The organism is Pseudomonas sp. FP2335 (genome assembly GCF_030687535.1).
Taxonomy (GTDB): Bacteria; Pseudomonadota; Gammaproteobacteria; order Pseudomonadales; family Pseudomonadaceae; genus Aquipseudomonas.
Window position 1 is genome coordinate 194,907 of the sequence record NZ_CP117437.1, and the last position, 12,866, is coordinate 207,772.

Consider the following 12,866-nt stretch of genomic DNA (forward strand, 5'->3'; position numbering starts at 1 on the left):
ATGAATTCTTACATGCGCGCGCTTGTCCTCTTTTTCGCCGCCTGCCTCATGGCTGGCTGTGCCTCCCAGCCGGATTACTACATCTCACCGGCGCCAGTCACCATTCCCAAGACTGCAACCTACTGGCTCGACACGCTCGACGTTGAGGTGGTGGGTAAAAACGAGCGCTTCCTGTCCGACGAAAAGGTTCGCAAAGCGTTGGGTGTCGATATGGTGAACCGCCTGCTCGAAGCAGGTCGCTACGCCACCAGCAAGGACAAGGCCGACTATCTGCTGGATATGAGCATTGTCTACACGCGGCATATCCAGGATTCGAAAGGCGGGCTCGCCACGCTGATCGTCGACGACAACAAACTGCTGCTCAGTGTCGATTTCAGCTACAAGGTCACGGTCAAGAAGAACGGCGCCGAGGTTCTTCACTTTTCCAAGGCCCTGTATGACCAAGTGCCCGGCGGCGTGATCGGCAACTTCGAGCAGTACAAGACCATGGGCGCCCTGGTGACCAATAACAGTAACTCCAGTGTCGAAGGCTTCTACTTCCGTGTTTACAGCCGCGACATCGTCAACGACATCCGCAACATCCCCACCCGCTAGTTTTACCTGCTGCACCTGCTGATTTCTCACTCTAGGAGCACCCTGTGAAAGCACTGTCCAAAATCCTGCTGACCGCCGCAGCGCTTCTGACCGTGGCCGGTTGCGCCACCGAGAGCAACCGCGCACTGCCGGTGGAGCAAGTCGCCAGCGCCAACGTTGCCTATTCAGGCGTGCGTGTACCGATCGCCGTAGGCAAGTTCGACAACCGCTCCAGCTACATGCGCGGCATCTTTTCCGATGGCGTCGACCGCCTCGGTGGCCAGGCCAAGACCATCCTGATCACCCACTTGCAACAGACCAACCGCTTCAGCGTGCTGGACCGCGACAACATGGGCGAAATCTCCCAGGAAGCCGCGATCAAGGGCACGGTGCAGAAGCTCAAGGGCGCTGACTACGTGGTGACCGGCGATGTGACCGAGTTCGGCCGCAAGGAAACCGGCGACCGCCAGCTGTTCGGCATCCTGGGCCGCGGCAAGACGCAAGTGGCCTACGCCAAAGTCGCGTTGAACATTGTCAACATCAACACTTCCGAAGTGGTGTATTCCACCCAGGGCGCCGGTGAATACGCGCTGTCCAACCGTGAAGTGGTCGGCTTCGGTGGCACCGCCAGCTACGACTCCACCCTCAATGGCAAGGTCCTCGACCTGGCCATGCGCGAAGCCATCAACCGCCTGGTGGACGGCATCAACGCCGGCGCCTGGAACCCGCGCAACTGATCAGCAACACCTCAAGGAGCAGTACACGGATGAGCAAGGCAGTGAAGTTGGCGCTGATGCTGACAGCAACCGCAGTAGTCGCCGGGTGCCACACGGCGCCCCAGCCCCTGTATCAATGGGAAAGCTACCAGCCGCAGGTTTACGAGTACTTCAAGGGCGAGCCCAAGGAAGCACAGGTCGAGGCGCTGGAACGGGATCTGCAAAAGATCAACGCCAGTGGCCGCAAGGCCCCGCCGGGTTACCACGCCCACCTGGGCATGCTGTACCTGAGCATGGGCAAGGATGACCAGATGGTGCAGGAGTTTCGCACCGAGAAGGCATTGTTCCCCGAGTCCGCGTCGTACATGGACTTCCTGCTGAAAAACGCCAAGACCGGAGTCGCCACCAAATGAGCCTGTTGAAACTCACCGGCGCCCTGCTGGCCTTGGCCTTGCTCGGCGGTTGCGCTGCGCCGAAGACCATCGATTACACCGCGTACAAACAGTCGCGCCCCAAGTCGATCCTGGTGCTGCCGCCGCTCAATGAGTCGCCGGAAGTGCAGGCGTCCTACAGCTTGGTGTCGCAAGTCACCTACCCGTTGGCCGAAGCCGGCTACTACGTGTTGCCGATTGCCCTGGTGGACGAAACCTTCCGCCAGAACGGCCTGACCACCGCCAACGACATCCAGGCGGTGCCACCGACCAAGCTGCATGACATCTTCGGTGCGGACGCGGCGCTGTACATCACCGTTACCGAGTACGGCACCAAGTACATGCTGATCACCAGCGATACAGCGGTGACGGCCTCGGCCAAACTGGTCGACCTGCGCACCGGCACCACCCTGTGGACCGGCTCGGCGCGGGCCTCCAGCGAGGAAGGCAACAACAACGGCGGCGGCCTGGTGGGCATGCTGATCACGGCAGCGGTCAAGCAGGTGATCAACAGCTCCACCGACGCGGCGCATCCGATTGCCGGCATCACCAGCGCGCGCCTGCTGTCGCCGGGCCAGCGCACGGGGATCCTGTACGGTCCGCGTAACCCGAAGTACGGTACTGACTAAACCCTCGGCACCGCAGGCAAAGGCCCTTCCCGGCAATGATCGGGGAGGGCCTTTGTCGTTGTGGATGGCGTTTTTTCGGCGTTTTCAGCCACGTCGATTGTTCCAGCGATTACGGCTGCGTACGTCGCTTTGAACAATATCCTCGGGTTTGACCTGCCCATGCGTCTTGATCAGCAGATCGGCGCGGCCATTGCCATTCAGGTCGATGGAGACACTGCCTTTGCCGGTGGCTTGGTCATACGTCAGCAGCGTTTCGCCCTCCTTGCCGCTGAAGGCCTGGACAAAATTCAGTCCCGAGACCCGGGCTTTTTGCAGGGCGCCGGACACATCGATCTTGTCGGTGCCGCTGGTGAAGTCCATGAGCGTGTCGGGCTGTTCGGGGGTGGAGTCACGGGCGTCGTTGTAGACGAAGGTATCCGCGCCGTCGCCGCCACGTATCTGGTCCGCCCCCAGGCCCCCGGTGAGCCGGTTGTTGGCTTCATTGCCGATCAACGCGTCGTGGCCTGCGCCGCCGACGGCGTTCTCGATGGTGCAGCCCCTGGCGATGGACACGTTGCCCTTGAGCCCGCCAATGTCTGAAAAAGCACCGGCCTTGAGATTGATGACCTGGTTGGACTTGTAGCCGGATACGTCCAGGGTGTCATTGCCGGCACCGTCCCAGATGCAGGCGATCATCCGGTCCTGTGCGGAATTGAGGGTGTAGTAATCCCGCTGGGTATTGGAATTGAAGCCGTAGGTATTGTCTTCTTTGCGGGTCTGATAATTGGCGCCGTACTTTTTCTGGATCGCGGCAATGTCATCCATCATCGGTGCGAGGGGCTTGGCGCCGAGCTGTTTGCCACTGCTCTGATCGCCGAAATAGCTCATGACGGTGTGGGCGGTGGAATCCTGGGCATAAACGCGCTGGCTTTCCGAGGCGCTGCCGTCGTAGTTGCCGGGGTGTTTCAGGCCGAGGGCATGCCCGATCTCGTGGGTCATCACTGTGCGTGTGGCCATGCGGGAGTTGTAGAGCGTTGCGCCACCGCCTCCTCCATAGGGTGTCGGATATGTGCCCTGTGCGGTGCGGACCCGGTTTGAAATTCCGAACGTCACCCGGCCTTCGGAGGGCCCTCCGTTCTCGGTGAATTGCAGGTTGGCGACATCACTCCAAGAGGTTAAAGAGCGTCGTGCTTCCTGTTTCTGGTACTCGTTGAACCCGCCTGGGTTGAATGAAACTGAAATTTCGGTGGTGTTGTTCTGGTTCTTGTCCTGCCACGTCGGCACGTTGCGTGTGAGCTGCTCGATGATCTGCTGATTATCGTAGGAGCGTTTGTTCACCCGGGCGATGTGAGGGTCATTTGGCCGTTGAGTCATGTCCTTGCCATCCCAGGTGTGGGGGCTGGGTTTGTCGGGGCCTGGGGGAAGCGTAAGGCGCTCGGGACGCACGGGCCTGTTCTCGGGCAGAGGGGTCGGGCGAGGCATTGGGCGAGGCATTGGGGGCTTAAAAGGTCGCAGCCAGGGGTGAGTGACAAATGGTCGGATAAAGGGGCGAAAAATCGGCGGAATAGAGAAGGGCCTAAAGAAACGTTGTGGCCTTGGAGGTGCACTGTAGGGAGCGAAAAAAGTAGGCACGCCAGAATGTATTTTCATTGTGTTACCGTCACACGCTGCTTGATTTTTCCTTGGTGAAAGTCTGTAGGCAAAGTCCTTTTGCGCAGGACCAAGTTCTCACCGCTGAAAACCACTGCCAATCGCTCAAGTGTTACCCAATGGTGGTTTATCCGATGCTGTCGTAAGTTGTTGCAGTGAGCTGTGGCGTCTGTTTTTTTGCAGATGAGGCGGGGCAGAGCGGGTTCCTATTTTGTTTGTCTTGGGGTTTTTCCTGATCGCGTCCGATGGACAACAAAAGAACCACACACGCACTTACAGGACAGCGCCATTCCCGAGCGCTGGTTTAAGAAAGATCCTCTATGTTTAACCCGAGCCCCGATCCGGTTGCGTCTGAAGGAGTGAACACATCATTCACCCCCGAGGTTCAGCCGCCATGCCCCGTCTTTTCTTGCCGCTCCTGCGCCCTGTCGCACAAGGCCTTGCCATCACCTCCTGCATGGCAATGGCAGGCTGTGGCGTGCCCACGTCCCAAGACACCGCCACGCCCCACGAAGAAGCCGCGACGGTGATGCCCAGCGTCGCGCAGGCACGCCTCGAAGGCGCACTGGTCAAGGGTGTGGCGCCGGCGCCGATGGCGGCGCCGTTGATGATGAGTGACGAGCGGGTCAATCCATCTCGTAACGAGCCTGGGGAGCAGTACGAACGCCTGCCGGACAACCCGGTGCAGCGGGTCGCCGAAATGCCCGTCTCGACCTTCAGCGCTGACGTGGACACTGGCAGTTACGCCAACGTACGACGTTTCCTCAATCAGGGCAGCCTGCCGCCCGAGGGGGCTGTGCGACTGGAGGAAATGGTCAATTACTTCCCCTACCGTTACGCATTACCCACCGATGGCTCACCCTTTGGAGTGACCACCGAACTCGCCCCGACGCCGTGGAACCCGCACACCCAGTTGTTGCGCATCGGCATCCGGGCATCCGACCGCGCCGTGGCAGACCTGGCGCCAGCCAACCTGGTGTTTTTGGTGGACGTGTCCGGCTCCATGGACCGCCGCGAAGGTTTGCCGCTGGTGAAAAGCACCCTGAAATTGTTGGTGGATCAACTGCGCGATCAGGACCGCGTGTCATTGGTGGTCTACGCCGGTGAGTCCCGCGTGGTGCTCAAGCCTACCTCCGGCCGCGACAAGGCCAAGATCCGCAATGCCATCGAGCAACTCACCGCCGGCGGCTCGACCGCGGGCGCCTCGGGCATCGAACTGGCCTACCAGATGGCTCGCGAAGGGTTTATCGACAACGGCATCAACCGCATCCTGCTGGCCACCGACGGTGACTTCAACGTTGGCGTCAGCGACTTCGACAGCCTCAAGCAGATGGCCACGCTCCAGCGCAAAAGCGGGGTTTCCCTGACGACCCTGGGCTTCGGTGTGGATAACTACAACGAACACCTGATGGAACAGCTGGCCGATGCCGGCGACGGTAACTACGCCTACATCGACAACCTGCGCGAGGCCCGCAAGGTGCTGGTCGACCAGCTCAGCTCGACCCTCGCCGTGGTGGCGCGGGATGTGAAATTGCAGGTGGAGTTCAATCCGGCACGGGTCAGCGAATACCGGTTGCTCGGCTATGAGAACCGCGCCCTGAAGCGTGAGGATTTCAACAACGACAAGGTCGATGCCGGTGAAATGGGTGCAGGGCATACCGTAACCGCGCTGTACGAAATTGTGCCGAAGGGCGAGAAGGGTTGGCTGGAGCCGCTGCGCTATGCCGCAGAGCCCAAGGCCGAAAGCAAAGCCGTTGAACTGGCGATGCTGCGCGTGCGCTACAAACCCGCCGCGGGCGGTGACAGCCAACTGATCGAGCGCCCCATCGGCCCTCAACCCGTCCAGGCCAGCGATGACCTGCGCTTCGCCGCCGCCGTGGCCGCCTTCGCCCAACAGCTCAAGGGAGATGGCCGCTACACTGGCAGCATGCGCCTGCACGACATCGCTGCACTGGCCCGCTCGGCACGGGGCGATGACCCGTTCGGGCTGCGCAATGAGTTCGTGCAATTGGTGGAATTGGCGCAAAGCCTCAAACATTGATGCCCGATGTGGGAGGGGGTTGCTTCCTCCCACACCTGATTCACCGTCGACTTTCAGAAAGGAGTTCGCCATCGACATGGCCGTTCCAGATGACCTGCCCAGCGACGAATCGCTGCTGGCCCGCTACCGGAGCGGTGACAGTGCCGCGTTCGAGGCCTTGTACGCGCGACATCGCCAGGGCCTGTACCGATTCCTCGTGTCCCTGAGCAACAAAGCCGAACTGGCCGAGGAAATCTACCAGGAGACCTGGCTCAGCCTGATCCGCAGCACTACCCAGCCACAGGGGAGGGCGAGTTTTCGTACGTGGTTGTTCCAGATCGCCCGCAACCGCCTGATCGATTACTGGCGCAAGCACGGCATCCACAACCCGCTGCACGACAGCTACGACGAACAGCTGCACGCCCAGCCCGACGCCAGCCCCGGCCCCGAGCAACAACTGAGCCTGAGCCGCGACCAGGCGCGCCTCGACGCCGCGCTGCAAGACCTGCCCGAAGACCAGCGCGAAGTCTTCCTGCTGCGCCTGCACGGCGACCTCGAAGTGCCGCAAATCGCCGCCCTCACCAAAGCCCCGCTGGAAACCGTAAAAAGCCGCCTGCGTTACGCCCAGCAGAAACTGCGCCGGTTGCTGGCCGAGGAGATACCCGCATGACCGACTCTCGACACCCCCAGGACTCTGACGACGTGCTCATCCAGCACTTGCGTCAACACAGCACCGGCGAACCACCCGCGTCCCTCGACGCCTTCATCCTCGCCACCGCCCGCCGCGAAGCCCCGGCACCACAGCCGAGCCTGTGGCAACGCTGGCTGCACGCCTGCCAACGACCACGCTGGCAAATGGCATTCGCCACCGTCGCCGGTTTGGCATTGATGATCGGCGTGGTCATGCGCTCGCCCGTGCCGCAGCCGGAAATCTCCACCGCGACCTTCTCCGCACTCCACGAAGAGGTCGCCAGCCCACCACCGCCGATGATGTCCGCCCCGGCGCCGGTGGCCCGGATGGCTGCTGCGCCACAGGCCGAGAGTGCGCAGGTCATGGGCTCGATGGCGGACGAGTCCCCCGCCAAACTCAGCAAACGTGCGCCGGTGGCGTTGCCTTCGCTGGAGGAGGGGTTGCGGGAGATTGTGCGGTTGCGGGCGGTGGGGCAGAGCAGAGCGGCAGATGAGAGGCTGCTGGCGTTGCACGAACGCTTTCCCGAGGAGGATTTGCCGGCGCGGTTGGAGGCGCTGAAACTGCGCTGACTCAACGCCCACAAAAAAGCCCCAGGCCATTCGACCTGGGGCTTTTTCGTCTGTATCTGGTGCCCCCGGCGTCGTTTGAACTGGAGGGTGAGAGCCCCGTATTCATTGGGTATGTTTGATGGCGAGTCAGTTAGGCATACATGTGGGCATACACGGCGCGTCCTTCTGGACACTTTTTTCGTGGTATCCCCGTAGGGTAAAGCAACACCAAATGGTTACTGATGTGGTGCCTTCCAGCTGAGTCGTTACTTCTTCGTTCGACCTTCTGCCGCCAGTGATGCGAGCGCAAGGGTGATGAATCCTGCATTTTCATCAAGGGTATCCAGTGCCCCTCGAATGTTCTGTGCAACTTCCGTAGATCCGCTTTGCTCAACCCAGTTTGACAGCTCCTCGATAGCTGCCCCCAGCGCCAGTTGGTTTTCATTCATGCGCTTGAGTAATGACGCAAGCAAAGGGGTGTCTTCCATGATGGTCTCTCGCCGTTTTGTCAGGTAGTCAATCTACCTCGAGCCAGTGGCATTGCATATCAGCTGTCCTCACCACCTGGTGATCATAAATCATGGCGACCATCTTGATTCACTAGAGGCCAACAATGTGGTGTAGGACCAATTTGGAAAGACAGCATGAGCGCACATACCCAACCCCCTCCAAAACTGGTGTAACTGGTGTTACGAGTGTAACACCCTCCACCAAACGCCCGTTTTCATTGGCTTTCACGCCTGTTACACAGTTGAGCGGCATCGCGTACATCGGATGTAACGCTGCCCGTGCGTGTAACGCTAACGTCAGCATCCAGATGTCGTGGGCAGGCGCTTTGCGCTCCAGCCTACCAAGCGAATTTCGCTTGCTCCGCCTCTCGATGACAGGAAATCACGCTGGGGACCCTGAGAGGTTTCGCGTTACACGGGGCATGAAACCCGCGGGATCGTGGTAGCGGCAACTACACCAGCTTACTGAAATTTCAATGTTGAAATTGAAAGGATTTTGAAGAGAAAAGGCTACCTTTACCGTATTGGTCACGGTGCTCGCAGATGGCTGAAATGGTAGGGCAAATGCACAAGTTAATGGAATTCACTGGGGACCTTCCAGCGGAGACAATCTCGCAGTATCCGCTGTCATCGTTCAGATGAGTCTAAGTGCTCACTTCGTATTAATGATAAATATTTCACATCCTCGCCGCTGAGGGGATGATAAACGGGGTAGGGGGGATGACGATATCTAGAGGTGTAGTCTGCGTAACGAATAAGCTTAGGTTATTGATTTTATTAGGTAATTAAAAGCGTACGCCCTGTTGAAGGTAATGAGAGTTCTGGTGGATCGAACTTGGAGTGTGGAGCTGGTCGCGATCACTAGTGTTTGCTCGGCTGACTTCTTAACAACCTAAGAGGAGGGAGTGTTGCTCCTTCGTTGAAGTTGAAATGAGTGGGTAAAACTTTTACGTTCTACTCTCCCCTCCGTGGTGGCATTATGCTCCCTCGTCACTATTAAAATAACGACAGCAAGGAGCAACCGTTTTGTATATAGCCCATGTGAAAATTGAGAATTTCCGACTCTTTGGCGCGGATGATCAAGCATTTGAACTCTCACTCAACCCTGGTTTGACCGCGTTTGTTGGTGAAAACGATGCAGGAAAAACGGCGTTGGTGGATGCTCTGAGATTTGTCTTAGGGACCCGTGATCAAGAGTCGTTGAGGCTCGAACAAACAGACTTTCATTTGCCGTCATCTGGTGAACAGGCTAAAGAAATCAAGATTCGTCTCGTTTTTTTGGGACTGACCGCGGGCGATCGGAGCGCCTTTGCAGAATATCTTACTTATTCTAACGAGGGATCGGATACGGTTCTTATATTAACTTGGATTGCGCGTCGAACTGAGATTAGCTCCAGCTCGCGACGATATATACCCATTGAGTGGCGAACTGGAAAGAATGGAGATGGGCCTCTGCTTGATTCTGGCGCGCGGTTTATGTTGCAAGCGACTTACTTGCGACCATTGAGAGATGCCGAAAGAGCTATGTCTGCTGGGCGAGGTTCAAGGCTCTCTCAAATTTTACAACACACAAAAGAAATTCGCGATCACGGTGTAAGGTTTGACTTGAAAACGATGCCAAGGCCAGTGCCTGAAGATCTCAGTGTTCTTGGTATAGGAGATTACTCTAGTCACTTAATAGAAAATGCCCATGGGGTGAAAACCACCCGAGAAAAGCTGAATAGGGATTACTTGCAGCCGCTGTCTTTCAAAGATGATGATTTAGCGGCGAGAATAAGAATTAGTGGTCATCGCGATGATGGGGTGAGGCTTAGGCAGCTTCTTGAAAAGTTAGAAGTTAACTTAGGTGTTGGTCTGGAGGATCCCTATCTGCGAGGTTTAGGCTCCAATAATCTGTTGTTTATGGCTTGTGAGCTTCTCTTGATGGGAACTGAGGCAGATGGGTTTCCACTGCTTCTCATCGAAGAGCCCGAAGCTCATCTACATCCACAGCGTCAACTACGGTTAATTTCATTTCTTAAAAGCCAAGCCGAAAAACGTCGGTTAGACGGCCAGCAGATTCAGATAATTGTAACAACCCATAGTCCGAATTTTGGCGCTGATGTCAAACTCGACAATCTTGTTTTAATTAAGGACGGACGCGGCTTTTCAATGGCAAAAGGAAACACCAAACTTACCGAGTCCGATTACCGCTTTTTACAACGCTTTCTTGACGTAACTAAGTCCAATCTATTTTTTGCTCGTGGTGTTGTGATAGTAGAAGGGGATGCTGAAAATATACTGATGCCGACCTTAGCTAAGCTAGTTGGCCGGGATTTCGAACATTACGGAGTGTCGATAGTCAATGTCGGCGGTGTAGGCTTAGGGCGATACGGGCGCATATTTATTCGAGAAACTCCAGGTGTTGATGGTGAGCTAAAAATTCCAGTTTCCTGCATCACAGATATGGACGTAATGCCGGACTGTGCTCCGCATATAATAGGGAAGCTAGAACTCTCTACACCTATACCACCTCTTACGGTTTCTAAACGTCGGTGGAGGGTTAAGTCAGACTTTCCAGGATGCAAACTGGAGGAGAAACGAAGCACTATCAGGGATAAAGCGAACGAACAATGGGTTAAAACTTTCGTAGCAGATGAATGGACACTGGAATACGACTTGGCTTTTTTCGGGTTAAGTGAGCAGTTGTTTCTTGCTGCTGCACTTGCAAAAAATGATGATAAGTTGAACGAGGGGGCAATTAAAAGATTGGATGTAATATCAGCAGCTCGGAAAGAGTACTCTGTTTTGTTAGCCAAATCTCTTTCAAATGAAGAGCTTTCTTCTACTGTTTACGCTCCATATACAACCTCGGCAGTATCTAAGGCTATAGCTGCTCAATATTTGTCTGAAATATTAGAAGATGAAATGCGCAATGGGTTACTGTCCGTAGATACCCTAATAGGGCAACTGCCTCCTTACATAAAGAACGCAATAGCTCATGTTACAGAGCAATTTTCTATCACGGTTCCACCAAAAAAATCTGATGTTACAGTCAATCAAGATACTCCTTCTGTTTCGACGCCGACAACACCGGCATCACCAACTGTTCTAGATGGTAAATCTGCATAGGGCGCGAGCGATGACAGGCTTTAAAGAAATAGTTGGGAACATTTCTAAATTGGATGTCGAATGGGTTTGCTCTGCTATGGGTTTACCTCTAAATGCTTTTTCCGGTGAGGATGGTTTAGATCCAAGATATGCAGCACTTTGCTCATTAGATTCGTTGGATGTGGAAGCTTGTCCTGGAAGTGGAAAAACAACATTGTTAGTTGCGAAGCTCGCAATACTTGCTAACCGTTGGCAACCAAAGCAGCAAGGACTCTGCGTAATTTCTCATACAAATGCTGCCCGTTTGGAAATTGGGGAGCGACTTAGCTCAGGTACAGCAGCGCAACGATTATTACGGTATCCCCATTTTGTGGGAACAATTCATTCTTTTGTTAATGAGTTTTTGGCGGTTCCCTGGCTTCGTTCAAAGGGAATGATAGTAAAAATTATTGATACCGAACTGGCCGAGAAGGATAGATGGTACAGGCTTCCCTATGGCACTAGGAAATACTTGGAAAGTCAAAAAGAACATACTTCCCTGATATATACGAAAAGTGACTTTTCTGGCAACCGCCATGCTTCGCACACTGATACGTCTAAGCTTATTCAGAAAGCTTGTAAGGAATCAACAGAAGCGGGTTATTACTGTTTTGATGAGATGTTTGTCTGGGCTAATGAGCTGATTGAGAAGTTTCCTGAAGTTAAGGAAAGTATTCGTCGAAGATTTCCGATCTTATTTGTTGATGAGGTGCAAGATAATAGTGAGCTTCAGTCTGACTTTATCAATCGGCTTTTCTGCGCAGACGAAAGTCCGGTAATTTGTCAGCGATTCGGTGATTCTAACCAAGCTATTTATAATGCAGTAGGTTCAAGTCTAACGTCTGGTGTTTTTTTTAGCCAAAATAGGATCGACCTCCCAAATAGTTTCCGGTTTTCACAGTCTATCGCAGACTGTGCCGCCCCTCTTGGACTTATCCCTCAACCACTGATCGGTCGAGGCCCAACGTCGGGAAAAGTTAATCATCCGAGTTGTCAAAGCGCTATTTTTCTATTTGAAGATGAAACGGTTTTAAATGTTCTTCCTAACTACGCTAAGTATTTAATTAAGGTATTCTCCGCTGATGCCCTAGCGGGTGGAGAGTTTACTGCAGTTGCAGGGGTTCATAGGTCTGATAAGGACGATCACCTCCCTCGCTTTATGGGCCATTATGCGCCCCGATATATCTCGCAGTTATCAGGGCAGCCGAAGCCAACATCACTCTCCATGTACCTCGCGTGTGCAAGGATAGAGTTATTAAAAAATCAAAGTACGCATCCCGTATCGAATCGATCTGCTGAAGCTGTCTTGCATTTTTTGAGAGAGACAGGATTTTCAATATCCAATCCTTTGCGTAAGTCACCTTTTCGATATGTCCTCGAGTTGTTAGTCGAAAAGGAAGGGTCTAAATTACAATATTTAGAGTTGGTCGATCTTCTTATTTTGCGGAAGTGTAAATTTATAGAGAGTGAGTGGTGTGCAGTTACTGCGAAATTTAAAGTAGTGGCGGAAGCAATTGCAGGAAAAGATATCTATGGTATGGATGAGTTTTTTGCATGGTTTTCTATAGAGCCTGTGATTGATAACTCGTCGGACGTGACTCAGTCTCAGCCAAATAAGTTTCAATATCCTGAATCTGCACCGTTAGTATCTATTCGGTTAGGGTCTATACATAGTGTTAAGGGAGAGACTCACACAGCTACACTGGTGTTGGACAGTTTTCATCGCACTCATCATTTGAAGAGCCTCATTCCCTGGCTTATGCGTAAAAAACCAAAAGCGGGGGCTACTAACGTTGGGGAAAATGCTTCTCTGCAAGAGAGACTTAAGCTTCACTATGTAGCGATGACGCGCCCCTCTCACCTTCTTTGCCTCGCGATGCGGAAGGATTCATTAAAAAGTAAGGAGATTGAGAGTTTGCGCGCACTAGGTTGGGAGATTATTGATTGTGTGAATCACGAGCAGCTTGACGCGGAAAAAGCGTCTTCGTGAG

11 protein-coding genes are annotated in these 12,866 nt (G+C 54.6%); 9 read left to right on the plus strand and 2 right to left on the minus strand.

Going from position 1 to position 12,866, the window contains the following annotated elements:
- Positions 1-12: 12 nt before the first annotated feature.
- Genes PSH81_RS00870 through PSH81_RS00885 form a run of 4 tightly spaced genes read left to right on the plus strand, consistent with a single transcriptional unit; the run spans position 13 to position 2,349 of the window.
- Positions 13-594: a hypothetical protein gene (locus PSH81_RS00870; protein ID WP_305391842.1), complete on the plus strand. Its 582-nt coding sequence runs from the start codon at positions 13-15 to the stop codon at positions 592-594.
- A gap of 44 nt (positions 595-638) precedes the next feature.
- Positions 639-1,310, plus strand: coding sequence for a CsgG/HfaB family protein (locus tag PSH81_RS00875; RefSeq protein ID WP_192298536.1), 672 nt, complete (start codon positions 639-641; stop codon positions 1,308-1,310).
- A gap of 29 nt (positions 1,311-1,339) precedes the next feature.
- Positions 1,340-1,702 (plus strand): DUF4810 domain-containing protein, encoded by a 363-nt coding sequence (locus tag PSH81_RS00880; protein ID WP_192298535.1) that lies wholly within the window; start codon positions 1,340-1,342, stop codon positions 1,700-1,702.
- On the plus strand, positions 1,699-2,349 hold the full coding sequence (locus tag PSH81_RS00885; protein ID WP_305391843.1) for a DUF799 domain-containing protein: 651 nt from the start codon (positions 1,699-1,701) through the stop codon (positions 2,347-2,349). Before PSH81_RS00880 ends, PSH81_RS00885 begins: the two co-directional genes overlap by 4 nt.
- 84 nt (positions 2,350-2,433) lie before the next feature.
- On the opposite strand, the gene PSH81_RS00890 is transcribed toward PSH81_RS00885, so the two are convergent.
- Positions 2,434-3,702: a M10 family metallopeptidase C-terminal domain-containing protein gene (locus PSH81_RS00890; RefSeq protein ID WP_226456642.1), complete on the minus strand. Its 1,269-nt coding sequence runs from the start codon at positions 3,700-3,702 to the stop codon at positions 2,434-2,436.
- A gap of 670 nt (positions 3,703-4,372) precedes the next feature.
- On the opposite strand from PSH81_RS00890, the gene PSH81_RS00895 reads away from it, so the two are divergent.
- The 3 genes from PSH81_RS00895 (at position 4,373) to PSH81_RS00905 (ending at position 7,258) form a co-directional block, all read left to right on the plus strand.
- Positions 4,373-6,019, plus strand: a complete 1,647-nt coding sequence (locus PSH81_RS00895; protein WP_305391844.1) for a VWA domain-containing protein — start codon at positions 4,373-4,375, stop codon at positions 6,017-6,019.
- A gap of 76 nt (positions 6,020-6,095) precedes the next feature.
- Positions 6,096-6,668: an RNA polymerase sigma factor gene (locus PSH81_RS00900; protein WP_226456645.1), complete on the plus strand. Its 573-nt coding sequence runs from the start codon at positions 6,096-6,098 to the stop codon at positions 6,666-6,668.
- Positions 6,665-7,258 carry a hypothetical protein gene (locus PSH81_RS00905; RefSeq protein WP_305391845.1) on the plus strand — a complete coding sequence of 198 codons (594 nt, stop codon included), beginning with the start codon at positions 6,665-6,667 and terminating at the stop codon, positions 7,256-7,258. The genes PSH81_RS00900 and PSH81_RS00905 overlap by 4 nt, the downstream gene beginning before the upstream one ends.
- A 245-nt stretch (positions 7,259-7,503) precedes the next feature.
- Here PSH81_RS00905 and PSH81_RS00910 read toward each other — a convergent pair whose 3' ends face one another.
- Positions 7,504-7,725, minus strand: coding sequence for a hypothetical protein (locus tag PSH81_RS00910; protein ID WP_305391846.1), 222 nt, complete (start codon positions 7,723-7,725; stop codon positions 7,504-7,506).
- 1,047 nt (positions 7,726-8,772) lie between these two features.
- Between PSH81_RS00910 and PSH81_RS00915 the strand changes: the two genes are divergently transcribed.
- Together PSH81_RS00915 and PSH81_RS00920 are read left to right on the plus strand one after the other, a co-directional pair.
- Positions 8,773-10,857 carry an ATP-dependent endonuclease gene (locus tag PSH81_RS00915; RefSeq protein ID WP_305391847.1) on the plus strand — a complete coding sequence of 695 codons (2,085 nt, stop codon included), beginning with the start codon at positions 8,773-8,775 and terminating at the stop codon, positions 10,855-10,857.
- A 10-nt stretch (positions 10,858-10,867) separates the two neighbouring features.
- Entirely contained in the window at positions 10,868-12,865 is a 1,998-nt protein-coding gene (locus PSH81_RS00920) for a UvrD-helicase domain-containing protein (RefSeq protein WP_305391848.1), read from the plus strand.
- The last annotated feature ends 1 nt before the right edge of the window (position 12,866 follow it).